Source organism: Faecalimicrobium sp. JNUCC 81 (genome assembly GCF_053667625.1).
Window position 1 is genome coordinate 684,621 of record NZ_CM132203.1, and the last position, 26,080, is coordinate 710,700.

Below are 26,080 nucleotides of genomic sequence, written 5' to 3' on the forward strand. Positions count from 1 at the left end.
AATATAGGGGAGAGGCATATGAAAAATATAGTTAATGCATCATGGTTAAAAAATAATCTAGATAATGAAAAACTAGTTATAGTGGACTGTAGGTTTAATTTAATGGATAAGGACTATGGAAGAAAAAGCTATGAAGAGGGGCATATAAAAAAAGCTGTAAGAATAGATTTAGAAACACAGCTATCAGGTGAAGTAAAAGAGTTTGGAGGAAGACATCCACTCCCTACTATAGACGAACTTAAAGAAACGTTTGAAAGTATAGGTATAAGTAATGATTCTATAGTTATTGCTTATGATGAAGGGGACTTAGCAGGACCATCAAGGCTTTGGTGGATATTAAAATACATGGGTCATAAAAATGTGTACATATTAGATGGAGGAATTAATTCTTTTAAAGAATTAAATGGAGAAATTGTTACTGATGTTACTAAAGTAGTAAGAGGTAACTTTGATATCTCAATTAATGAAGATATGAGAGTTAATATGTATTATGTAAAAGAAAAACTTTATAATGAGAATGTAGCAATAGTAGACTCTAGAGAAAATATAAGATATATTGGAGAATTGGAACCTGTAGATAAAAAGGCTGGACATATACCAGGTGCGTTAAATTATTTCTGGATGGATATATTAGATAAAGGTGAAAACTTGATAAAAATAAAAACGAAAGAAGACCTAAGTGTTCATTTTGAAAAATTAAATGATTATGATGAAGTTATAGTTTATTGTGGTTCAGGTATAACAGCATGTCCAAATAGTTTAGCACTTACAGAAATAGGAATAAAACATAAACTATATCCAGGAAGCTTTAGTGATTGGATAAGCTATGATGATAATAAAGTAGATACTAAGTAAAGATAATTATATAGACTTAAAAAAGGGAAAGGTAAAATACTTTCCCTTTTTTAAAGGAGGAATTTATGGGTAAAGAAACTATACTTTTAGCATTAATTGAAAAAACTAGCTTAACAATAGTTTTATTTATAATAATATGTAAAATAAAAAACTTTAAATATATATTTCAAAAGGACTCATATAAATTAAAGGACTTAATTTTTATATCAATGATATTTACAGCATTAGCCATACTTGGAACTTACAACGGTGTAAATGTTGAAGGGTCTCTTGCCAATACTAGAATAATTTCTATAGTATCTGGAGGAATTTTATTTGGACCCTTTGTAGGAATATCATCCGGAATTATATCAGGATTTCATAGATTTATTATTGATATTAATGGAATAACATCTATGCCATGCTTTATATCTAGTATAATTGCAGGAATATTATCAGGATATGTTAGCAAAAAGGTAGGAGATAAACATAAATGGTTTTATGGAATTATATGTGGGGTAATAGTAGAGAGTATAACAATGTGTTTAATATATTTCTTATCAAAGCCAAGTGAAATAGCTATATATATTATAAGACAAATTTATGTCCCAATGATAGTTGGACAAGTTGGTATAGGTTTTTTAGTATCGATTGTAAATGATATAAGAAAAGAGAAAGAAGAAATAGCAGCATTTCAGTCAAAACTTGCCCTTGATATAGCTAATAAAACTCTACCTTACTTTAGGTCTATTAACTTAGAGTCTCTTCAAAAGATATGTACTATAATAAAAGAAGAAATAAATTCAGACGCTGTAAGCATAACAGATACTAAAGGTGTATTGGCATATGTAGGAGTAGGAGAAGATGTATATAAAGATGATAATATAGAGCTTAGCAATATAACAAGAGAGGCAATGGAAGAAGATAAGATATTAAATGTAAAAGTGGATAAAAATGAATATTCTTTAAGTGAGAAGGTAAATCTTAAAACCGCACTTATTATACCTCTTAGAGACTCTCAAGGAGTTATAGGGAGTTTAAAAATCTACTATACAGAAAAATATGATATGAGTTATTCTAAAAAATCTTTAGCTATAGGTTTATCTCATATTATTTCAACTCTTATGGAAATATCTAAAATTGAAGAAATAAAAACTGCTAAAAATAAAGCTGAAATAAAGGCATTACAAACTCAAATAAATCCTCACTTTTTATTTAATGCGTTAAACACAATAACGTCTTTCATCAGAATAAATCCAGATAAAGCAAGAGATCTTATAATTAATTTATCAACATATATGAGATACAATTTAGAGGTAAATAGTAATTTAATAGATATTAATAAAGAGTTAGAACAAGTAAAAGCATATGTAGAAATAGAAAAAGCAAGATTTGGAGACAAATTAACTGTAATTTATGATATTGATGAAGGTATAGATGTTAAAATGCCAAGTTTAATAATACAGCCATTAGTAGAAAATGCAATTATACATGGGATAAGAGAAAATGGTGGATATGGAATTGTAAAAATAAGTGTAAAAAAAGAAAAAAACAATACTAGAATTTGTGTTGAAAATGATGGTGTTACAATAGAAAGTGATATAATAAATAAGGTGTATAAGGGTAATATGCCAGAAAATAAAATTGGATTATATAATGTGCATTTAAGACTTAAATTAATTTATGGACAAGGTCTAAAGATAAATCAATTAGAACCTGGAACTAAAATAGAATTTATTATTTAGGAGTTTTAGTATGAAAGCGATAATAGTTGAAGATGAATTTCCAGCAAGAGAAGAACTTAAATATTTTATAAATAACTTTAGCAATATAGATATTGTAAGTGAATTTGATAACGGTGTAGATGTATTAAAATTTATGCAAAAAAATAATATAGACGTGATATTTTTAGATATTAATATACCTATGTTTGATGGCATGTTATTGGCTAAAACTATAAATCAGTTTAAAAATAAGCCGAAGATAGTATTTATTACAGCATATAAAGAACATGCAGTAGATGCTTTTGAGTTAGATGCTTTTGATTATATATTAAAGCCATACTCAGAAGAAAGAATAGTTTCTACTTTAAATAAGTTATGTCAAGTAGAGTCTTTAAAGCTAGAGTCTGAAAATAGACAAGTTAATTTATCTAATATAACTCTTTGGAGAGAGAATAAATTAGTAGTTATAAATACAGATGATATATATTATTGTGAAGCTAGGGAAAGAGAAACTCTAGTTTATACTAAAGAAAATGAATATATATCTAAAAAATCTATATTAGAATTTGAAAAAAAATTATCTTCAGATAAATTTTTCAAAGTTCATAGATCTTATATAGTAAATATAACTAAAATTAAAGAAATAATACCATGGTTTAACTCTACATATAAACTAAAATTAAATGATATAGACAATGAAGTTTACGTAAGTAGAAGTAAAATTAAGGAATTTAGGAAAATTATGAACATATAATTGTATTTCATGTAGAAATTTTGCATCTCATGTTGAAAAACTACTTATTAAAATGAAAAAACGTTATTATTTAATAGAATTAATAATGAAATAATAAAATTCTAACAAGGGAGAAAACGGTATGATAACATTTATAAGTTGTTTAGCAATTTTAATAGCTGGATACTTTATCTATGGAAATATAGTTGAAGGTTCAGTAAGATTAAGTGATGCAAGTTCTACACCAGCAGTTAAATTAGAAGATGGTGTAGATTATATGCCAATGCCTTGGCATAAAGTATTTTTAATACAATTTTTAAATATAGCAGGTACAGGTCCAATATTTGGAGCTATAATGGGAGCATTGTTTGGTCCAGTTGCATTTTTATGGATAACGTTTGGTACTATATTTGCAGGAGGAGTACACGACTTCTTCTCAGGTGTTATATCTATGAAACATGATGGTACTTCTGTTTCTGAAATAGTTGGTATTTATTTAGGAAAAAATATGAAAAATGTTATGAGAGTATTCTCTGTAATATTATTAATATTAGTTGGTACAGTTTTCGTAACATCTCCAGCAGGATTATTAACATCTATGACTGGTATAGATAAAAATATATGGGTTGTTTTAATAATAATATACTACTTATTAGCTACAGTTTTACCAGTTGATAAGGTTATAGGTAAAATATATCCAATATTTGGTGCATCATTATTATTTATGGCAATAGGTTTAGCTGGTGCTATGATAATAGGTCACTTCAAGGGAACAATGGTAATGCCAGAAATGAATTTACAAAATATGCATCCAGAAGGATTATCTATATTCCCGTTCTTATTTACTACTATAGCTTGTGGTGCTTTATCAGGATTCCATGCTACACAATCACCTATGATGGCAAGATGTATACACAGAGAAACTGAAAGTAAAAAAGTTTTCTATGGAGCAATGGTTGTTGAAGGTATAGTTGCTTTAATATGGTGTGCTGTTACAATAGCATTCTTTGGAGATAGTTTATCAATACAAAATGCTTTAACAGAGTTTGGTGGACAATCAGGGGTAGTAGGAGTACTATCTAAAGAATTATTAGGTCCTATAGGTTCAATTTTAGCAGTACTTGGTGTTGTTGCTTGTCCTATAACAAGTGGAGATACTGCATTTAGAAGTGCTAGACTTACTATAGCTGATGCATTTAAGATAAAGCAAGAAGGATTATTAAGCAGATTTAAGTTAGCTATACCACTATTTGTAGTTTGTATATTCTTAACTACAATAGACTTTAACGTAATCTGGAGATACTTTGCTTGGTCTAACCAAACATTAGCAACTATATTCTTATGGACAGCAACAGTATACTTACTTAAGAATAAAGCTAATTATTGGATGACTCTAATACCAGCAACATTTATGAGTGCTGTATGTATGGCATATATATTACAAGCGAAAGAAGGATTTAGATTAGATGCAATGTTATCTAATGGAGTAGGAGTAGTTGTAGCTGTAGTATTATTTGTAGCATTTATGGTAAGTAAAAAGAATATAAAAGTAAATGATGAGTTTGATAAAGTAGCTCAATAATTATATAAAAAGAGTGTCTCAAAATGATTTTTATCATTCTGTAGGCATTCTTTTTATATGAAAATACTAATATTTATTTTAGATAAATTTTTTATTACTAAGGCATATATTAACAAACAAAAAGCTTATAGCAATTGCTATAAGCTTTTATATTATACGTTAAATCTAAATAATATAACGTCTCCATCTTTAACTATATATTCTTTTCCTTCAAGTCTTACAAGACCTTTTTCTTTAGCAGCAGTCATAGTACCAACAGTTACTAAATCATTAAATGCTATAGTCTCTGCACGTATAAATCCTCTTTCTATATCAGAGTGGATTTTTCCTCCAGCAGCAGGTGCTTTTGTTCCTACTTTTATAGTCCAAGCTCTAACTTCTTGAGGTCCAGCTGTTAAGTAAGATACAAGGCCTAGTAAAGCGTAAGAAGATTTTATTAACTTATCAAGACCAGATTGTTCAAGGCCTAGTGTTTCTAAGAATTCCATTTTTTCTTCATCAGTATCAAGCTCAGCTATCTCTGCTTCTATTTGAGCACAAACAACAACAACTTCAGCATCTTCAGTTGATGCGAATTCTCTAACTCTAGCAACATATTCATTATTTTCAGCTTCATCAGCTAAATCATCTTCACATACATTTGTAGCGTATATTACAGGCTTAGATGTAAGTAAGTTTAATGAATCAACGAATTTTTGTTGATCTTCAGTAAAGTCCATAGTTCTTACACATTTACTATCTTCTAAAGTAGCCATTATTTCTTTTAAGAATTCAAGCTCTGAGGCTAACGATTTATCAGCTTTAGCAGCCTTAGTATTTTTTTGTATTCTTCTTTCTAATATTTCGATATCAGAGAATATTAACTCTAAGTTTATAGTTTCGATATCTCTTAAAGGATCAACACTTCCATCAACATGAACAACGTTAGGATCTTCAAAACATCTAACAACATGAACTATAGCATCAACTTCTCTTATGTGAGATAAGAATTTGTTCCCTAAACCTTCACCTTTAGAAGCTCCTCTAACAAGTCCTGCTATATCACAGAATTCTATAGCTGTTGGAACTATTTTTTTAGAATCATATAACTCCTTTAATTTATCTAATCTTTCATCTGGAACAGCAACCACACCAACGTTTGGCTCTATTGTACAGAAAGGGTAGTTTGCAGATTCAGCTCCTGCTTGAGTTATTGCATTAAATAATGTACTTTTACCTACATTTGGTAGACCTACTATACCTAATTTCATAGTCATCGTCCTCTCTTTTTATGATATTTATATGTTTATGACAGTTATACCATCAAAAATTATATTATAAATTTAAACAACCTATTACCAGGTGAAACCTAGTCAATAAGCTACTTTAATAAATTTACAAAAATCTATTTTAGACATACATATTGATTATACATCATATATATAATAACTGTAAACTAGGCTTTTATTAAAGCTAATTTAGGTAACTACATCTACTAAAATAATTTTAATAATATAAATGTAGTTAATTTTAAGTAACATGCCTATTTTATAGGTTATTTAAAATAGAATTTATATATTGGGGTTGATATAATGTGGATTTCAATAGCTCTATGTATATCTTTAGCTTTTAGTTTTATATTTAATGGTTATATTGAAAATGTATTTATAGTTTTAACCACAGTATTACTTTATAAGCAGATAATAATAAATAAAGAATATAAATATATGGTCATAGCTCTTATTATTGCTTTTATTGGTACAAATTTCATGATAACCTTTGGATTTAGAAATTATGTAAGCTTTAAAGATGTACAAGAGTCAAGAGAAAAAGAAAAGACATTAGTATTATTAGTTTCAGAAGGGGAAGATAAAAACTATAATTTAAAAGAAAGAGCCACACAAATTTACTATGAGAAAGGTTATAAATCACTACTTACGAGTGCTAAAAACTTATATGATTATAAAAGTTACTATAATAAATTAGGCTCTAGTAGTTTTAAAAATCAAGCAGAAGAGATGGCGCAAAAATTAAGATATAATTTAGGCGAAAGATATGAAGTAGTAAATTCATATATGTATTCAACTCCATACTTTGAAGACTCAATGGAGAATATTGTATCTCAAGGTTATAAAAAGATTATAATTTGTCCTTTATTTATGACAGAAGGTAAAGATTATGAAATATTTAAACAAAGATATGAAAAACTAAGTTTAACATCGCATAACTTAGTAGGGATAGATATATTAGAACCTTTTTATAAATCAAATAATTTAGCAATGGTTTATAAAAATGAAATATTAAAAAATATAAGAAATGAAGGAAAAGATGCAGGTGTTTTATTAATAGGTTTGCATAATAAAAATAATTTAGAACAAGATATATTATTTAGAGAAAAAATAAAAAATTACATAGAATTAGAACAAAAAGATTTAGATATTCAAATAAAATTACCACTTTTAGAAAATAATAAAGATGACATAATAAAATCAGGAGAAGAATTACTAGAATATGGAATTAACACCTTGTATGTTGTTCTACCTACATGTACAATTGATACTATGTATACAAAACATTTAGTAAGTAGCATACTTGAAAACTTAGATATGGGAAATACTAAGTTTTACTATATAAACCCTGACAAAAAAATAGATGCGATAGTAGATGAACTTTTCACAAGAATATCATTGATAAAACAAATAGGAGGATAAGATGGAAAAAGACATTAAGAAAATAAACTTAGGTAATAATATTAACCTAACTCTAATACCGGCTAAAAAATTTAAATCTAATCTTGTTAGTATATATATCCAAAGACTATTGGATAAAAATGAAGTTACAAAAAATGCATTACTTCCAAGTATCATAACTAGCGGGTGTGAAAAATATCCAAGCTTAAGAGCAATATCTAATAAACTAGATGATTTATACGGTTCAGCAATGCTTTCAGATGTAAGTAAAAGAGGAGAGCGTCAAGTTATAAGCTTTAAAATGTTAAGTACTAATGAAAAGTATTTAGATGAAAAAATACTTAAAAGTTCATTAGAATTTTTAAATGAAATAGTAAATAATCCTTTAGTAATTGATGGAGGATTTAAAAAAGAGTATTTAGATGTAGAAAAAGTAAACTTAAGAGATAGAATACAAGGGATTATAAATGATAAAGGTAGATATGCCCTTGAAAGAGCATTTGAAGAAATGTGTAAAGATGAAAGATTTAGTATAAGCGAATATGGTTATGAAGATGAAATTGATGAAATAACTCCTAAAGATTTATATAATCATTATACAGAAATATTAAAAACATCTCCAATAGATATAGTCGTAGAAGGCGATTTTAATGAAAAAGAAATAGTTGATATAATAAATAATACTTTTACTTTTGAAAGAGGTAATATAATAGAAATACCAAGAGAAGATTATAAAAAGCAAGTAGATGAAGTTAAAGAAGTAATTGATAAAATGGATATAACTCAAGGAAAATTAGTTATAGGATATAGAACTAATATAGATTTTAGTGATGTTAAAAAATATTACTCTTTAGTAGTGGGATGCAACGTACTAGGTGGAGGACCTCACTCTAAAATGTTTATAAATATAAGAGAAAAAGAAAGCTTATGTTACTATATTTACTCTTCTATTGAAAAATATAAAGGAATATTATTTGTATCATCAGGTATAGAAACTAAAAACTATGAAAAAACATTAGAATTAGTTAAAAAACAAATAGAAAACTTAAAAGCTAAAGAAATATCACAAGAAGAATTAGATAATAGTAAAAGCGCATTAATAAACTCTATGAGATCTTTAGCAGATAGTATAGGTGGAATGTCTGATTTCTATTTTGCGCAAGGAATGAGTAAAACAAATTCTACAGTAGAAAATATAATCAATTATATATCTGATGTTTCAGTAGAAGATATAGTTAAATCTTTTGAAGATTTACAACTTGATACTGTTTATTTCTTAAGAAACTAAGTGAGGTGACATAAATGGAGAAAATAGTTAATGATATATTAAAAGAAGAAATTTATTATGAAAAATTAGAAAATGGACTAGATGTCTATTTTATGCCAAAGCATGGATTTACTAAAAAATATGCAATACTAGCAACTAACTATGGATCAAATGAATTAGAATTTATCCCAATTGGAGAAGATAAAAAAATAAGAGTAAATGAAGGTATAGCACATTTTCTTGAACATAAAATGTTTGAACAACCTGATGGAGGCAATGCATTTGATAAATTTTCTAAATGGGGAGCAAGCGCAAATGCTTTTACAAACTTTACAATGACAGCATATCTTTTCTCTGCGACAGAAAACTTTTATGAGAGTTTAGAACATTTAATAGACTATGTTCAAACTCCGTATTTTACAGATGAAAACGTAGAAAAAGAAAAGGGAATAATTGAACAAGAAATAAAAATGTATAATGATGATCCAGATTGGAATGTTTATTTTAACTGTTTAAAAGCACTATATGTAAATTATCCAGTTAGAGTTGATATAGCAGGTACTGTTGAAAGTATTTATAAAATAACTAAAGAAGAATTATATACTTGTTATAATACTTTCTATAATCCAGGAAACATGATGTTATTTGTTGTAGGAGATTTAGAAGAAGAAAAAGTAATGGAAGTTGCAAAGAAAGTTAATCATTATGATGTAGCTAAACTTTCAAATAAAATAGAAAAGTTTTATCCTGAGGAACCAGAACACGTTAATAAAAAAGAGATTGTTGCTAAATTCCCAGTTTCTATGCCATCTTTTAATATTGCATTTAAAGATAATAAAGTAGGTATTAAAGGAACTGAACTTCTAAGAAAAGAAATAATTACTGAAATATTAATAGATATGATATTTAAAAAAGGTAGCTTACTATTTGAAGATTTATATATGAAGGGTCTTATAAATGACAACTTTGGAGGAGGATTCTCTTCTCAAATTGATTATGGATTTACAATAATTGGTGGTGAATCTAAAGATCCAAGAGCTGTTAAAAATACAATACTTGAATATATACAAAAATATAAAGATGAAGGTTTAAGTAAAGAAGAGTTTGAAAGAGTAAAGAAGAAAAAAATAGGTAGCTTCTTAAAGTATTTTGACTCTGTAAACTTTATTGCAAATAACTTTATATCTTATAAATTTAAAGAGATAAATTTACTAGATTATTTAGATGTATTAAAAGAAGTAACTTTTGATGAAATAGTAGAAAGATTAAATTCTCATTTGAAAGAAGAGTACTGTGTAATATCTATAGTAGAACCTAGTGAAAAATAAATTAAATAAAAAAGCAAGGATGTTAAAAAGCACCCTTGCTTTTTTATTACAATAAAACTAAATTTACTATTGTTTTTTATACATATTACTTAAATTATTATTATCAATAACAGTAGTTTTATTAGGCTATTTTGATAATAATATATAAAATTTTTATAACTTTTTTATATAGCTATACTGTAGTGATATCAATAGTTAAAACTTATATGAAAGACAGGAGAATGTAATATCATTAATTGACAAAAGATACAACTTCAATATATAATCAAGTTGTAGGTAACAAAAAACTTAAATAAAAAAAGAAGTTGTTTCTTTTGAATAGAGGTGAGTGTTTTGAGTAATATATATAAAAATATTAAGAAAAATTATGTGTTTTTAATATCATTAATACTATCAGTATGTGTGGTTGTAACGGGTATAATTTTACCAAATGAGTTTAGAAACATATCTAACAGCATATTTAAGATAATAATAAATAATTTTAGTTTCGTATATATAATAGCAATGCTTTTACTTGTACTGTTTGCTTTATTTTTAGTATTTAGTAAATATGGAAATATAAGACTTGGAAAAGATGATGATAGACCGGAATTTAGTAATCTATCTTGGTTTTCAATGTTATTTGGAGCAGGTATGGGAATTGGATTAGTATTCTTTGGAGCTATAGAGCCTATGAAGCATTTTATATCACCAATAGGAGCAAGTTCAGGATCTAATGAAGCTATAAATTTTGCTATGCAACAATCGTTTATACACTGGGGGCTTCATCCATGGGCAGCATATTCTATAATGGGATTGGCACTTGCATATTTCCAATTTAGAAAAGGTGCTCCAGGGCTTATAAGTAGTATATTTTTACCTATACTAGGTGAAAAGGGTGTAAAAGGACCAATAGGTAAAACTATAGATATATTAGCAGTCTTTACTACTGTAACAGGAATAGCTACATCGCTAGGGATGGGTACTATGCAAATTGCTGGAGGATTAGAATATGTATTTAATATAGAAAATACTATAAAATTACAAATTATAATTATAGCAATTGCAACTGTACTTTATATATTAAGTTCTACTAGTGGATTAGATAAAGGAATAAAAATATTATCTAATATAAACTTAAGCTTAGCAGGATTTATATTAATAGGAGCTATATTAATAGGACCAAAACTTGCTATGTTAAATAATTTCCAAAATGGAATGTTTGCATATGTAACAGAATTTGTATCTCAAAGTTTATACATGGATTCAAGTAAAGAATGGATAGGACAATGGAGAGTATTTTATTGGGCACTTTGGATAGCTTGGATACCTTTTGTAGGAATATTTATAGCAAGAATTTCTAAAGGAAGAACAATAAGAGAGTTTATAATAGGTGTAACATTAGTACCTGCATTAGCTTGTATAATTTGGTTTACTGTATTTGGTACACTCGGAATAAATTTAGGTGCAGATTTTGCAACTACAGCTACTAAAGTAACTGAATTAGCATTATTTGAAGTGTTTTCTAAGTATCCATTTGGCCAAATTTTATCTATAGTTGCAATGGTACTTCTTTGTACATTCTTTATATCATCAGCAGACTCTGCTACTTATGTTTTAGGTATGTTCACATCAGATGGAGATTTAAACCCAAGTGGTACTAAAAAGATAATTTGGGGAGTTGTTCAAGCTACATTAGCGATAGCACTTTTACTATCAGGTGGACTTGGAACTTTACAAACAGTTTCAATCGTATCGGCATTTCCATTCACAATAATAGTACTACTTAGTATGGTATCGATTATTAAGGCATTAAGAGAAGAAGTAAAAGAAAATAAATTACAATCTAAAAAGGAAGTATCTGAAAAATCTAAAGTTAAAAAGCTAAAAAATGCAATACAAAATTATATGATGTAATAAAGCTGAATATAAAATTAAAAACTAATATAAAAGTACAGGCTATAATTATTAAAATTATAGCCTGTACTTTTATAGATTAATACTTATATATTTTCATTTGGTTGTTCATATAAAAATGATGGTACTGAGTGGTGTATACTACTGTCACCAACGACCATAAGTATATCATTTTCCATAAATTCGATATAAGGACCAGGAGATATTATAAGTTCTCCATCTCTCTTAACACCTACAATAGTTGCACCTGTATGTTGCCAAAATTTAGTTTCACCGGCAGTTAGACCTATAAATTTACATTTATTCGTAATTTCAAATTCAAATGGAACCAAAGGGTTAATATTAGATAGTCTACTTGAGTAATCTATTATTTTATTTATATTATCAATTATTTCATTTTCTAACTTAGATTTTGTTGCCATAAGTTTATTTAAGTTAGATTTATATGAAGAGACATTAGTAATATTTTGGTTCTTATTTAAAAAAGATAGAGCTTTAGAAGAAGAAAGCACCAAGATTCCTTTTCCTTTAACACTAGAAACGACACCTAAATCTTCAAGTATTTTCATAGCTCTTCTTATTGTCTCTGGAGATACATTATATGTACCAGCAAGAGATGATCTTCCACGCAGCAAGCTGCCTTCTTCTATTTCGCCTACATAAATTTTATTGGCTATATCTAGAGCAATTTTATGATATATAGGCATTGAATATTTTTTATCCATTTTTTCACCTCAAGTATATACTTCAGATAATATTTTAAACCTTAAATATAAATATGTCTATATTATAAAATTTAACTAAAATAGTAAATATAATACTATTAACATTGAATAATTAACATATATAAGATATATTAATATTATTAAATTATCACATCATACTTCATAAAAAATACAAATTTTGAGCTTATGATAATTATAAACTTATTTAGAAATATTAAAAATAAGAATAAAGGTTAAGAGGTGAAAATATGGATAGAGTGGCATTTAGTATATTCGGTATAGATGTAATGTGGTACGGAGTGCTTATGGCAACAGGAATGATTTTAGGAACGCTTATAGCTATAAAAGAAGCGAAAAGAGTCGGTATAAAGGAAGAATATGTATTAGACTTAGCAATTTATGCTATTCCAGCAGGACTTTTAGGTGCAAGACTGTATTATGTAATATTTAATTGGGAATATTATTCTCAAAACATTTCTCAGATTCTAAATTTTAGAGGTGGAGGAATGGCAATTCATGGAGCGCTTATTGGAGGAATACTTACAGGATACATATTTACTAAAATTAAAAATATTAATTTTTGGAAAATGGCAGATACTGTCCTTTTAGGTATGCCTTTAGCACAAGCTATAGGTAGATGGGGGAACTTTATAAATGGAGAGGCTCATGGTGGTCCAACGGACTTACCTTGGGGTATAATGGTAGATGGAGTAAAGGTTCATCCTACATTTTTATATGAATCTATATGGAATTTAGGTATATTTATATTCTTATGGATATTTAGAAAGAAAAAACAATATGAAGGACAAATTATAATTTATTATATAACACTATACTCTCTAGGTAGATTCTTTATAGAAGGTTTAAGAACTGATAGCCTTATGATAGGGCCGCTTAGAATGGCACAAGTTATAAGTTTAGCAGGTGTAGTTGGTGGTGTAATAGCTCATATGTATTTGTCAAAGAAAAACAAAGAAGATAAAATAGAAGAATAAAGAAGTAGTAATTAAGGAGATAATAAAATGGAATTTCATCACGTGTCCGTGCTTTTAAATGAGTGCATAGAAAATTTAGATATAAAACCAGACGGTGTTTATGTAGACTGTACAATGGGTGGTGCAGGCCACTCTAAAGAGATAGTAAAAAGATTATCTGATAAAGGTCTATTTATAGGATTTGATCAAGATAAAAATGCTATAGCTACAGCAAAAGAAAGATTAAGTGAATATAGTGATAGAGTAAGATTTGTTCACAGTAACTTTGAAAATATAAAAGAAGAATTAGCAAAAATTGGAGTAAACAAAATAGATGGAGTACTTGCAGATTTAGGGGTATCTTCTCATCAATTAGATGAAGCTGATAGAGGATTTTCATATATGCAAGATGCACCACTTGATATGAGAATGGATGTAAGATGTGAATTTTCTGCTTATGATGTAGTAAATACTTATAGTGAAGAAGAGCTTACTAAGATAATAAAAGATTATGGTGAAGATAACTGGGCTAAACGTATAGCTAAGTTTATAGTAGAAGCTAGGGAAGAAAAAAACATAGAAACTACAGGAGAACTTGTAGATATAATTAAAAGGGCTATACCTAAAAAAGCTAGAATAGATGGACCTCATCCAGCTAAGAGAACTTTCCAAGCTATAAGAATAGAAGTTAACAATGAGTTAGGTGTAATAACTAAAATGATAGATGATGCGGTATCTATAATGAATGAAAATGGTAGAATATGTATAATTACATTCCATTCTCTAGAAGATAGAATAGTTAAAAATGCTTTTAGAGATTTAGCATCAGACTGTGTATGCCCATCACATTTCCCATTATGTCAATGTGATAAAGAATCATTAGTGAAGGTTGTAACTAGAAAACCTATAATTCCAAGTGATGAAGAAATAGAAGTAAATCCAAGATCTAGAAGTGCTAAGTTAAGAGTTGCACAAAGAAAATAAATAAGCTAATTAAGTAGGAGGAAAGTAATATTTCCTCCTATATTTTTTATATAAATATGTAATCAGATAGGAAGGGGACTATATGAAAAAAATTGCAATAATATCTTTAGGAGAAGATACTGGCTTAACTATAAAAGAACAACTTGAAAGTATTTTAGATGAGAAAATAGATATAAACGTATTTAGTATAGATAATAACTTAGATATAAATCCCGATTGGGATCTGATAATATTTTCTAGTGAAATAGTAAGAAAAATGATGTTAGATAAATTAGGAGTAAATGTAAATCAAATTGTAGTTAAAAGATCAATAAGACATAACTTTATAGATAAGCTTATCAAGATAAAAAAAGGAGAAAAAGTATTACTTGTAAATGACCATAAAGAAAGTTGTGAAATAGCTATAAAGCAGCTTAAAAATCAGGGTATAGATCATATACAATACTTCCCTTATTATCCTGGTATAGAAAGTTATGAAAAAACTAACATAGCAGTTACACCAGGGGAGTCTCAGCTTGTTCCCGAAGAAATAGAAGAAGTTATTGATATACAATCTAGGCAAATGGATATAACTAGCATTACAGAAATATTAATAAAATTAAATATGGTAGACAAGTATGGTGACTTATTATCTTCTTACTTTTATAGAAATATAGTAGAGATATCTAAAAAGTATATAAATATGGCTCATGAATCAACAAAGTTAAAAAATATGCTAACTAGTATATTAGATAATCAAAGAGAAGGTATAATATATACAAATTCCACAAATCAAGTTTTAGTACTCAATAAAAAAGCAGTGCAATTTCTAAATATAGATAGGAATAATATCATATCTAAAGATATATATAATGTATTTGATGATTTAAAAAATGATATAGTAAAAATAAACAATCAAGAACTTTTAATATCTAAACAAAAAATAGGAAATGATGGAAATATGATAGTTATAAGTCAGGTCGATAATATACATAAAATTGATGAAGAATTAAGGAAAAAGAAAAAGAACATTAAAAATAGTTCTAAATATACTTTTGATAATATTATAGGAAACTGTAAAAATACTTTAGAGAGTATAAAGTTGTCTAAAAAAATTTCTAAAACCAATTCTACTGTATTAATACAAGGAGAAACTGGAACAGGTAAGGAAGTATTAGCTCAAGCTATACATAACGAATCAGAGAGAAGAGATTATCCATTTATTGCTGTTAACTTTGCAGCACTTTCTGAAAATCTAATAGAAAGTGAACTATTTGGATATGAAGAAGGAGCATTTACAGGAGCAAAAAAAGGTGGAAAAGAAGGTTTATTTAAAAAAGCACACAAAGGAACTATATTTTTAGATGAAATAGGAGATGCACCTCTTAATTTGCAAGCTAGATTGCTTAGGGTATTACAAGAAAGAGAAATAACGCCAGTTGGTAGTACAGATGTTATACCTGTAGATATAAGGATAATAGCAGCAACTAATAAAAATTTATTAGAAGAAGTAAGAAATAAGAATTTTAGAGAAGATTTATACTATAGATTAAATGTAATGCCTATATATACGATACCTTTAAGAGATAGAAGAGAAGATATATCACTTACTTTAAACTATTATATATCAAAATTTAATAAACATTATGATATTGAAAAATTCTTTGAAGAAGATGTTATTAAAGTACTTGAAGATTACAATTGGCCAGGTAATGTAAGAGAACTTATAAATATAGTTGAATACCTAAGTAGTATAAAAGAAGATAACCTTAAAATCGAAGTTTCAGATTTACCTAAATATATATTAGATAATATAAACATAAAATCGGATAAATATAAAACTGAGGATGATTTAACTGAGGATGAGTTATGGGTATTAAAAACAATTTATAAATATGATAGTATCGGAAGAAGAACATTATCTATGATTTCTTATGAAGAAGGGATAGATTTAGGAGAAGGTAAATTAAGAAGAATAATAAATATATTAAAAGAAAAAGAGTATATAGATGTTAATAAAGGTTTAAATGGGACGAAAATTACGGATAATGGGATGAAAAGGGTTAAAAATTAAAAATTTTAACCCTTTTTTATTATTTAACTATAAAAAGCACACATTTTTAAAGTAAGATACTTTTCTTATTTTATTTTAAAAATTAATTGAAAATTTAAAAAATACTTTACTTTTTAAATACTAAAAAAATAAACAAAACTATATAAAACTTGGCACAGAATTTGCTTATATATAAATTCATAATATTTATAACACAGGGAGGATATAAAATATGAGTAATACAGCAAAGAAAAAGCCTACGTTAGCACAGGCACTAATACCTATAATATTTATGATACTTTCATTAACTATAGGATATGGTAAGTTTAAAATGAGAATAGAACCGATAATGGTTATATCAGCATTTGTTGCAGGGGTAATTGCATTAAGGTTAGGTTACACATGGCAAGAAATGCAAAAGGCTATAATTGAAAAAATAGCAAGTGCTCTACCAGCGACTTTAATATTATGGAGTGTAGGATTTTTAATAGGATCATTAATGTTTGCTGGTACTGTACCGATGATAATTTATTATGGAGTTCAAATGATAAGTCCAAAGTTTTTATTAGTAACAGCATTTTTAGCATCAGCAATACTCTCTATAGTAACAGGGACATCTTGGGGTGCGGCAGGTACTATTGGGGTTGCAATGATGGGAATTGCAGGGGGACTTGGAGTTTCTCTACCAGCTACAGCAGGAGCAGTAGTTGCAGGAGCATTCTTTGGAGATAAATTATCTCCCCTTTCAGATACTACAAATTTAGCGCCAATGGCAGCAGGGAGTGACTTATATGATCATATAAAACATATGTTATATACAACATTACCAGCTGCAGCAGTTTCTTTAGTAGTATATACAATAGTTGGATTTAATGCATCTGGAGATATGGTAACTCCGGAGTTAGTTAATACGATGATGAATCAATTAGACTCAATGTTTAATTTTAATATAATATTACTTATCCCAATAGTATTGGTAATTTTAGGATCTGTAAGAAAATGGCCTACTATACCTACTATGTTAGGTGTAAGTATACTTACTATATTTTTAGGCGCTATTGTTCAAGGTTTTAATATTGTAGATGGATTTGAATCACTAGTAGGAGGATTTAAATACACTATGACTGGATTTGCTGGCGAGCCAGTAGCTGAAGTAGTAAAGCTTATAGATAGAGGTGGAGTAGTTTCAGTTACTAGTACAACAGTATTAATATTCTGTGCAATGGGATTTGCAGGAATAGTAAGTGTTTCTGGAATGCTTGATGTAGTACTTGATTTATTAATGTCAAAGGTAAAATCTACAGTAGGTATAATAATAGCAACTATAGTATCTTGTTTTACAGTTGCATTTGTAACAGGTAGTTCATACCTTTCTATACTTATACCAGGTGAATTATTTAAAAATGTTTATCCAAAGAAAGGTCTACATCCTAAAAATTTATCAAGAACATTAGAAGATTCAGGAACGGTTATAGTACCTTTAGTACCATGGTCAGCGGCAGGTGCTTATATGGCAGCAACTTTAGGTGTACCTACACTAGAATACTTACCATGGGCAATACTTAATTATACAGGTATAATATTTGCAATAATATTTGCTATTACCGGATTTGGTATAGCTAAATTAGATAAAAATGATGATGAAAAAAATATAGAAAATAGAGATATTATTAAAGGGGTATAAATTTATGATATTAATTAAAAATATAGATATATATTCACCAAAGTATATTGGAAAAAAGGATGTATTTATAAGTGGTTCAAAAATAGTTTTAATAGAAGAAAATATTGAATTTAAAAATAATAAAATAAAAATAATAGATGGTAGTGATAAAATACTTACTCCAGGGTTTATAGATCAGCATGTACATATAACTGGAGGAGGAGGAGAAGGAAGTTTTAAGACTAGGGCTCCTGAAATTACATTAACTAAATTAACTACAGCAGCAGTAACCACCGTTGTTGGTTTACTTGGAACAGATGGAACCACAAGAAGTGTAGAAAATTTAGTTTCTAAAGCAAAAGCGTTAAAAGAAGAAGGTATAACAGTATTTGCACATACTGGTTCATATGAATATCCAACAGTCACACTTACAAATTCAGTTAAAAGAGATATATGCTTTGTAGATGAAATTATAGGTGTGAAGCTGGCATTATCAGATCATAGAGCGCCAAATGTTACTAATGCTGAACTTATAAGAGTAGCGTCTGATGCAAGAGTTGCTGGAATGTTAAGTGGAAAAGCTGGAATTGTAGTTCTACATATGGGAGATGGTAAAAAAGGACTTTCACCTATAAATGAAATATTAGAAGAAACTGAAATACCTATAAAAACTATAAGACCAACTCATGTAAATAGAAGAGAGGAACTTTTAATAGAGGCTTTTGATTATGCAAAACGTGGAGGTAAAATTGATTTAACTTGTGGAATTAAAAGAGAATTAAATCCTGGAAAATGTATTAAAAGGGCTACTAAAGATAATGTTCCTTTAGAGAATATAACTATAAGTTCTGATGGATATGGAAGTTGGTCAAAATATGATAATGCAGGAAACTTAATTAAAATGGGCGTTTCTAGTGTTAAAAGTTTGCATGATGAATTTAAATCTATGGTAAATGAATTAGATTTTAGTATAGAAGAAAGTTTAACTTATATAACTTCTAATGTTGCTAAAGCATTAGAAGTATATCCTAAGAAAGGATGTATAAGAGAAGAATCAGATGCAGATATTATTTTATTAGATAAAAATCTAGGCATTGATACTGTAATAGCAAATGGGAAAATAATGATAGAAAATAAAAAGATATTGGTTTATGGAGCATATGAAAAAATATAGAAAAAGGCTACAATACTGAATTTGGTATTGTAGCCTTTTTTCTATATTAATGGATAATTTATTATCTAAATATCTAAATTTAAGCAATGGATGGAGTGGATTTTGTTTTTTAGTGTATTAATTTCACGACAAACTGTTAAAGGAAGATGTCATGTATACAACAAATATAATAATATTGATTTTCTTTTAAAAAAGAATTATTAGAGGTGGTCTATATGAAAAAAAATAATAAAATAAAGGACATGAACGAATATAAAAAAAAGAAAAAGAATAAATATAAAGGTAAATATAAATTAAAAGTAAAAAAGATAATATTTAAAAGTACTTTTATAGTGGTAGTATTTGCAGTGATTTTAGGAAATATATGTGGATATTCAGTTATATCAAAGCTTAAATATGATATACACTACTTAAAAAAAGAATTAAAAGAAAAAGAAATATCAAGAGACGAATTAAAAACAAAAGTAGACACTAGTACATCAATACCTGAAATTGAGAAAAAGGCTAAAGAAGAACTAAATATGGATTATCCAAAACAAGAACAAATAAAGTATATAGATGTGAATAACTAGGGGGGAAGATAGTTGAAAAAGATAAAGAGGATAAGTAAAAAAAGATTAGTGCTTGTTCTTATACTAGCGTGTTTTCTATTTTTAGCTTTAATATTTAGAACGGGATATCTTCAGCTAGTAAAGGGAGAATGGTTAAGTACTAAGGCAACAGATCAACAAACAAGAGAAATTCCAATAGAGCCAAAAAGAGGAACTATATATGATAAAAATATGAAAGAACTTGCTGTTAGTGTTACAAAATACACTGTGTGGTGTAAACCAGTAGAAGTGTCTGATAAAGAAGATGCATCAAAGAAAGTATCAAAAATTCTAGGTAAGGAATATGAAGATATACATAAATTGGTAAGTAAGAAAAATATGGCGTTAGTAAAGATTGAGAGATGGATAGATGATGATAAAGCTAAACAAATAAGAGAAGCCAAAATACCAGGTATTTGGGTAGCAGAAGATAATCAAAGGTATTATCCATATGGAAACTTTGCTCCATATGTATTAGGACATACTTCAGCAGATTCAGAAGGTATAGCCGGTATAGAAATGAAATACAATAAACATCTAAAAGGAACACCTGGTAAGCTTATAGTTAGTACAGATGCATCAGGAAGAGAAATACCTAGAGGTATGGAAAAATATTATGAACCAGTACAAGGTCAAGGTTTAGTGCTTACAATAGATGAGGTAATACAACATTATACTGAAAAAGCGGTTCAAAAAGCATATGAAGTTAATAATGCAAAAAGAGTAACTGTAATATCTATGGATCCAAAAACAGGAGATATACTTTCTCTAGCATCAAAACCAGATTACGACCCAAATGATTCAAGAACTCCAATCTATCCATATTATGAAGAAGAACTAGAGAAGTATGATGATAAAGATAAGCTAAAAGGATATTATCAAATGTGGAGAAATCCAGCAGTAAGTGATACATATGAACCAGGTTCTACATTTAAGTTGATTACATCATCAGCAGGGGTTGAAGAAAATGTAATAAAAGAAAATGAACAATTTGTTTGTACAGGAAGTGTAACAGTTGGAGGGAGAAGGATAAAATGTTGGAGACATTATAGACCACATGGAGCTCAGTATTTCAAACAAGGTGTTCAAAACTCTTGCAACCCAGTTTTCGTTGAAGTTGCAAGTAGATTAGGCGTAGATAAAATGTATGATTACATAGAATCATTTGGATTTACTGAAAAAACTGGAATAGATTTACCAGGAGAAGCAAAAGGAATATTATATAATAAAAAGAATGTAGGTCCAGTAGAACTTGCTACAATGTCTTTTGGTCAATCAATTTCTGTTACACCAGTTCAACTTATAACAGCTATTTCAGCAATAGCAAATGATGGAAAACTTATGCAACCAAGGGTAGTAAAAGGATATACTGATAATAAAGGTAATATAGTTGAAAAAATTGATCCTAAAGTTGTAAGACAGGTAATATCAGAAGAAACATCTAAAAAAATGATGGATATTATAGAATCTGTTGTTAGCGAAGGTGGAGGTAAGTCAGCATATATACCAGGTTATAGAATAGGTGGTAAAACAGGTACAGCTCAAAAGGTTATAGATGGAAAATATGCTCAAGGTAAATATATATGTTCATTTATGGGGATAGCTCCAAGTGATGATCCACAGATAGTAGTTTTAGCTATAGTTGATGAACCAACAGGTGTAAGTGCCTTTGGTAGTACAACTGCAGGTCCTATAATTAAAGAAATAATGAATGATTCACTTAAGTATTTAGGAGTTAAGCCACAATATACAGAGAAAGAAAAAGAGGAGTTAGAAAAACCACAAGTATCAGTTCCAGATATAAGAAATTTATCAATTGAAGAAGCAGTTAAAGTATTAGAAGAAGCTAAATTAAGTCCGAATTTAGATGCTGATATAGAAATACCTAAAGGTACTAAGATAAAAGATATGTTCCCAAAACCGGGTGTAAAAGTATCTGAAGGTTCTAGTATAATGTTATATTTTGAATAAAGAAAAATAACAGATAGTTAGAAATACCTTCAAAAAAATAAAAATATGGTATATAATTAAAAAGTTAAGTTTACTAAGGGGGCAATGTATATATTGGTATACATTGCCTTTTATTAAGGTAATCAATAAATCATAGTAAAAATGGTGAAGGAGGGTTAGATATGAAGTGTCTAACAGTATCAGAGTTAGTGCTTGCGACAAATGGTAAATTACTTAGTGGAAATGAAAATGACCGTGTATATGACGTTGTTATAGATAGTAGAAAAGCAAGTGATAAAAATGTATTTGTAGCTATAGTAGGAGAAACTTTAGACGGACATGAGTTTATGCACTCTGCATATGAAAAAGGTTGTAAAACTTTTATAAAAAATGAAAGTACTAGCATAAAACTAGAGAGTTCGGACATAAATTTAATAGAAGTAAGTAATACTGAAATTGCTCTAGGTGATATTTCTAAATACTATAAAGAAAAATTTGATATACCATATATAGGTGTAACAGGTAGTGTTGGAAAAACTAGTACTAGAGATATGATATATGCAGCAATATCGTCTAAGTTTAATACATTAAAAAATGAAGGTAACCTAAATAATCAACTTGGAGTTCCATTGACTTTATTTAATTTAGATGAATCTTATGAATGTTCTGTAATTGAGATGGGGATGTCAGGATTCAACGAAATTGAATACTTAGCTAATATAGTAAATCCTAAAATAGGGGTTATATCTAATATAGGATTATCTCATATAGAAAATCTTGGGTCACAAGAAGGAATACTAAAAGCAAAGATGGAGATAACTACAAATTTTGATTCTTCAAACACTTTAATAGTAAATGGAGATGATAAATTTTTATCTAAACTAAATGATAAAGAATACGAATATACATTAAAAACATTTGGATTTAATAAAGATAATGACATATACTGCGAAGGATACGAAATGACTGAAGACAGTATAACATTTATATGCAATATAAATGGAAAAAAAGAAGAAATATTTATACCAACAGTAGGTGAACATAATATATATAATGCTATGGCAGCTATATTAGTTGGGATTAGTTTAGAACTTACTTTAGATGAAATAAAAAATGGTCTTAAAAATTTTAAAGCAACAAAGATGAGATTAGATATAGTTAAAAATGACAAAATGACAATAATAAATGATGCATATAATGCAAGTCCAGACTCTATGAAAGCAGCTTTAAAAATACTAGGAAGATATAAGACTAGAAGAGTAGCAATACTTGGAGATATGTTTGAAATGGGTGAATACGCAGAGTACGGACATAGATTAGTAGGAGAAGCATCTATAGGAAATGCAGATGTTCTTATAACTATTGGTAATGACTCAAACTTTATAATCAAAGAAGCAAAAAAATTAGGGTTTGATGAAAAAAACTTATATCATTTTAAAACGAGAGAAGACGCTCTTAATAAGATAGACAGCTTATTAAGAGAAGAAGATATAGTATTAGTCAAAGCATCAAGAGGTATGAAATTAGAAAAAATAGTAGAATATCTTAACAAGTAATAAAATAGACGAAATAGCCAGCAAGGGAGAGGAGAAATATTATGTTAGGAATAACAGAACTTACGTATACAGCATTGATTTCATTTCTAATAGTAGTTATATTAGGTCCGATATTTATACCTATGTTAACAAAATTTAAATTTGGTCAGACGGTTAGAGACGATGGCCCTCAAACACACTTAGCTAAAAATGGAACACCTACTATGGGTGGTATATTAATGATAGTAGCTATACTTATAACGGGTCTTACTAGAAGCAAAATAAGCAATGATATGGTAGTTGGGCTTATATCTATAGTTGGATTTGGATTAGTAGGATTTTTAGATGATTTTATAATTATAAAAATGAGAAGATCATTAGGATTAAAGCCATGGCAAAAGATAGTTCTTCAATTTGCATTAGCTATATATATATCGTACTACCAATATACAACATCACCTAGTGCTACTCAACTTATGATACCATTTACAGATGCAGTCATAAACTTAGGAATTTTATATGTACCTATAATGACATTTATAATAATTGGTATTGTTAATGCAGTCAACCTAACAGATGGGTTAGATGGTTTAGCATCAGGAGTAACTTTAATAGTTGCTACATTCTTTATGTTATTTGCAGGAACAGTTGCTGTAAATACTGATGTAGCAGTACTAGCGGCTGCTACAGTAGGAGCATGTCTAGGATTCTTAGGATTTAACTCATATCCAGCAAAAATATTTATGGGTGATACAGGATCTATGGCATTAGGAGGAGCTGTTGTAGCATTTTCAGTTTTAACTAACTCTATACTTATAATACCTTTAGTAGGAGGTATATACTTTGCAGAAGCTATATCTGTTATACTTCAAGTAGCATCTTTCAAAATAAGAAAGAAAAGAATATTTAAAATGGCTCCAATTCACCATCATTTTGAACAATGTGGATGGCCAGAAACTAGGGTAGTATTTGTATTTTGGATAATAACTGTAGTTTTAGCTTGGATAAGTATAATAGCAGTATTCTAAATTTGGGGGTATAAAAATGGACCTAGAAGGAAAAAAAGTTTTATTAATTGGTCTTGCAAAAACTGGCGTATCAACAATCAAGCATTTAGATAAGTTAGGTGCAAACATAGTTGTAAATGATATAAAAGACAAAGAACAATTAAAAGATATATTATGCGAATTAGAAAAAATAAGTAATGTAGAATATATACTTGGATACCATCCAGAAAATATTGATGATATAGATATGGCGATAGTATCACCAGGAGTACCATTAGATTTGCCTTTTATACTTAAAATAAAAGAAGAAAATATTGAACTTATAGGTGAGGTAGAACTTGCTTATAGATTATCTAATGGACCTACATTTATAGGAATAACAGGAACAAATGGAAAAACAACAACAACTAGCTTAGTTGGAGAAATATTTAAAAATGCTAATCATGACACATACATAGTTGGCAACATTGGAAATCCTGTTATTGATACTGTAGGGATTGCTAATGAAAAGTCGGTTTTAGTAACAGAACTAAGTAGTTTTCAACTTGAAAGTATAGATACATTTAGACCTAAAGTAAGTGCTATATTAAACTTTACAGAAGATCATATGAACAGACATCATACTATGGAAAACTATATAGAAGCTAAATCTAAAATATTTATGAATCAAAATAGTGATGATTTTTGTATATTAAACTATGATGATAAAAAAGTTAGAGATTTAGATAAAAAAATAAAAGCTAAAAAAATATTCTTCTCTAGGAAAAAACAAATAGATGGTGGAGTATATTTAGATGAAAATAATAATATAGTTATAGATATAGATGAAAAGGTAACACTTCTAAATAAAAGTGAATTAAGCTTACCAGGAAATCACAATTTAGAAAATTGTATGGCTGCAATAGGTATAGCTTATGTATCTAATATAGACTTAGAAGTAATAAAAAAAGTATTAAAGTCATTTGCAGCAGTAGTGCATAGACAAGAGTTTGTAAGAAACTTAAATGATATTATGTTTGTTAATGATTCAAAAGGAACTAATCCAGACTCTACTATAAAAGCTATTGAGTCTTACGATAGACCGATAATATTAATAGCAGGTGGTAAGGATAAGCAAAGTAGTTTTGATGAATTATTAGAAATAGCAAAAGGAAGGGTTAAATCATTAGTTTTATTAGGTGAAACTGCGCCTATTATAGAAAAATGTGCTAAAGAAAAAGGATTTGAAAACATATATAGAGTAAAAGATATGAAAGAAGCAGTTAATAAATCTTATGAAATAGCAGTTAAAGATGATATAGTACTTCTTTCACCAGCTTGTGCAAGTTGGGATATGTACAAAAGTTTTGAAGTAAGAGGAGACGACTTCAAGGATAATGTAGCTAATTTAAAATAACCTCTTATCTCGGGAAT

20 protein-coding genes are annotated in these 26,080 nt (G+C 28.2%); 18 read left to right on the forward strand and 2 right to left on the reverse strand.

The window, feature by feature from the left end; genetic code table 11:
- The first annotated feature begins 18 nt into the window (after positions 1-18).
- The 4 genes from JNUCC81_RS03360 (at position 19) to JNUCC81_RS03375 (ending at position 4,873) form a co-directional block, all read left to right on the forward strand.
- A complete protein-coding gene (locus JNUCC81_RS03360; RefSeq protein WP_454095310.1) occupies positions 19-855 on the forward strand; it encodes a sulfurtransferase in 837 nt (278 codons plus the stop codon).
- Between the two features lie 65 nt (positions 856-920).
- Positions 921-2,579: a LytS/YhcK type 5TM receptor domain-containing protein gene (locus JNUCC81_RS03365; protein ID WP_454095311.1), complete on the forward strand. Its 1,659-nt coding sequence runs from the start codon at positions 921-923 to the stop codon at positions 2,577-2,579.
- 10 nt (positions 2,580-2,589) lie between these two features.
- Positions 2,590-3,312, forward strand: coding sequence for a LytR/AlgR family response regulator transcription factor (locus JNUCC81_RS03370; protein WP_454095312.1), 723 nt, complete (start codon positions 2,590-2,592; stop codon positions 3,310-3,312).
- A 121-nt stretch (positions 3,313-3,433) separates the two neighbouring features.
- Positions 3,434-4,873, forward strand: a complete 1,440-nt coding sequence (locus JNUCC81_RS03375; RefSeq protein ID WP_454095313.1) for a carbon starvation CstA family protein — start codon at positions 3,434-3,436, stop codon at positions 4,871-4,873.
- A 152-nt stretch (positions 4,874-5,025) separates the two neighbouring features.
- On the opposite strand, the gene ychF is transcribed toward JNUCC81_RS03375, so the two are convergent.
- Entirely contained in the window at positions 5,026-6,123 is a 1,098-nt protein-coding gene (gene ychF, locus JNUCC81_RS03380; protein WP_454095314.1) for a redox-regulated ATPase YchF, read from the reverse strand.
- Between the two features lie 321 nt (positions 6,124-6,444).
- Here ychF and JNUCC81_RS03385 point away from each other — a divergent pair, with 321 nt between their 5' ends.
- The 4 genes from JNUCC81_RS03385 (at position 6,445) to JNUCC81_RS03400 (ending at position 12,033) form a co-directional block, all read left to right on the forward strand.
- Positions 6,445-7,563 carry a ferrochelatase gene (locus JNUCC81_RS03385; RefSeq protein WP_454095315.1) on the forward strand — a complete coding sequence of 373 codons (1,119 nt, stop codon included), beginning with the start codon at positions 6,445-6,447 and terminating at the stop codon, positions 7,561-7,563.
- A gap of 1 nt (position 7,564) precedes the next feature.
- Positions 7,565-8,830: an EF-P 5-aminopentanol modification-associated protein YfmF gene (yfmF, locus tag JNUCC81_RS03390; RefSeq protein WP_454095316.1), complete on the forward strand. Its 1,266-nt coding sequence runs from the start codon at positions 7,565-7,567 to the stop codon at positions 8,828-8,830.
- 14 nt (positions 8,831-8,844) lie between these two features.
- Positions 8,845-10,137: an EF-P 5-aminopentanol modification-associated protein YfmH gene (gene yfmH, locus JNUCC81_RS03395; protein ID WP_454095317.1), complete on the forward strand. Its 1,293-nt coding sequence runs from the start codon at positions 8,845-8,847 to the stop codon at positions 10,135-10,137.
- A 333-nt stretch (positions 10,138-10,470) separates the two neighbouring features.
- Positions 10,471-12,033: a BCCT family transporter gene (locus tag JNUCC81_RS03400; RefSeq protein ID WP_454095318.1), complete on the forward strand. Its 1,563-nt coding sequence runs from the start codon at positions 10,471-10,473 to the stop codon at positions 12,031-12,033.
- Positions 12,034-12,119: 86 nt separating this feature from the next.
- On the opposite strand, the gene JNUCC81_RS03405 is transcribed toward JNUCC81_RS03400, so the two are convergent.
- Positions 12,120-12,758 carry a TrkA C-terminal domain-containing protein gene (locus tag JNUCC81_RS03405; protein ID WP_454095319.1) on the reverse strand — a complete coding sequence of 213 codons (639 nt, stop codon included), beginning with the start codon at positions 12,756-12,758 and terminating at the stop codon, positions 12,120-12,122.
- A gap of 248 nt (positions 12,759-13,006) precedes the next feature.
- Here JNUCC81_RS03405 and lgt point away from each other — a divergent pair, with 248 nt between their 5' ends.
- The 10 genes from lgt to murD all read left to right on the forward strand — a co-directional run bounded on the left by lgt (position 13,007) and on the right by murD (position 26,063).
- Entirely contained in the window at positions 13,007-13,753 is a 747-nt protein-coding gene (gene lgt, locus JNUCC81_RS03410) for a prolipoprotein diacylglyceryl transferase (RefSeq protein WP_454095320.1), read from the forward strand.
- 27 nt (positions 13,754-13,780) lie between these two features.
- Positions 13,781-14,716: a 16S rRNA (cytosine(1402)-N(4))-methyltransferase RsmH gene (rsmH, locus tag JNUCC81_RS03415; protein WP_454095321.1), complete on the forward strand. Its 936-nt coding sequence runs from the start codon at positions 13,781-13,783 to the stop codon at positions 14,714-14,716.
- Between the two features lie 82 nt (positions 14,717-14,798).
- The gene (locus JNUCC81_RS03420) at positions 14,799-16,769 is read left to right on the forward strand and encodes a sigma-54 interaction domain-containing protein (RefSeq protein ID WP_454095322.1); all 1,971 of its coding nucleotides are present in this window, start codon (positions 14,799-14,801) and stop codon (positions 16,767-16,769) included.
- 211 nt (positions 16,770-16,980) lie between these two features.
- On the forward strand, positions 16,981-18,432 hold the full coding sequence (gene nhaC, locus JNUCC81_RS03425; protein WP_454095323.1) for a Na+/H+ antiporter NhaC: 1,452 nt from the start codon (positions 16,981-16,983) through the stop codon (positions 18,430-18,432).
- Positions 18,433-18,436: 4 nt separating this feature from the next.
- Entirely contained in the window at positions 18,437-19,585 is a 1,149-nt protein-coding gene (gene iadA / locus JNUCC81_RS03430) for a beta-aspartyl-peptidase (RefSeq protein ID WP_454095324.1), read from the forward strand.
- Between the two features lie 215 nt (positions 19,586-19,800).
- On the forward strand, positions 19,801-20,157 hold the full coding sequence (locus tag JNUCC81_RS03435; RefSeq protein ID WP_454095325.1) for a hypothetical protein: 357 nt from the start codon (positions 19,801-19,803) through the stop codon (positions 20,155-20,157).
- Between the two features lie 12 nt (positions 20,158-20,169).
- Positions 20,170-22,146 (forward strand): stage V sporulation protein D, encoded by a 1,977-nt coding sequence (locus tag JNUCC81_RS03440; protein ID WP_454095326.1) that lies wholly within the window; start codon positions 20,170-20,172, stop codon positions 22,144-22,146.
- A gap of 161 nt (positions 22,147-22,307) precedes the next feature.
- A complete protein-coding gene (locus tag JNUCC81_RS03445; RefSeq protein WP_454095327.1) occupies positions 22,308-23,681 on the forward strand; it encodes a UDP-N-acetylmuramoyl-tripeptide--D-alanyl-D-alanine ligase in 1,374 nt (457 codons plus the stop codon).
- Positions 23,682-23,719: 38 nt separating this feature from the next.
- On the forward strand, positions 23,720-24,688 hold the full coding sequence (gene mraY / locus JNUCC81_RS03450; RefSeq protein WP_208333237.1) for a phospho-N-acetylmuramoyl-pentapeptide-transferase: 969 nt from the start codon (positions 23,720-23,722) through the stop codon (positions 24,686-24,688).
- 16 nt (positions 24,689-24,704) lie between these two features.
- Positions 24,705-26,063: a UDP-N-acetylmuramoyl-L-alanine--D-glutamate ligase gene (gene murD / locus JNUCC81_RS03455; protein ID WP_454095328.1), complete on the forward strand. Its 1,359-nt coding sequence runs from the start codon at positions 24,705-24,707 to the stop codon at positions 26,061-26,063.
- Positions 26,064-26,080: the final 17 nt, after the last annotated feature.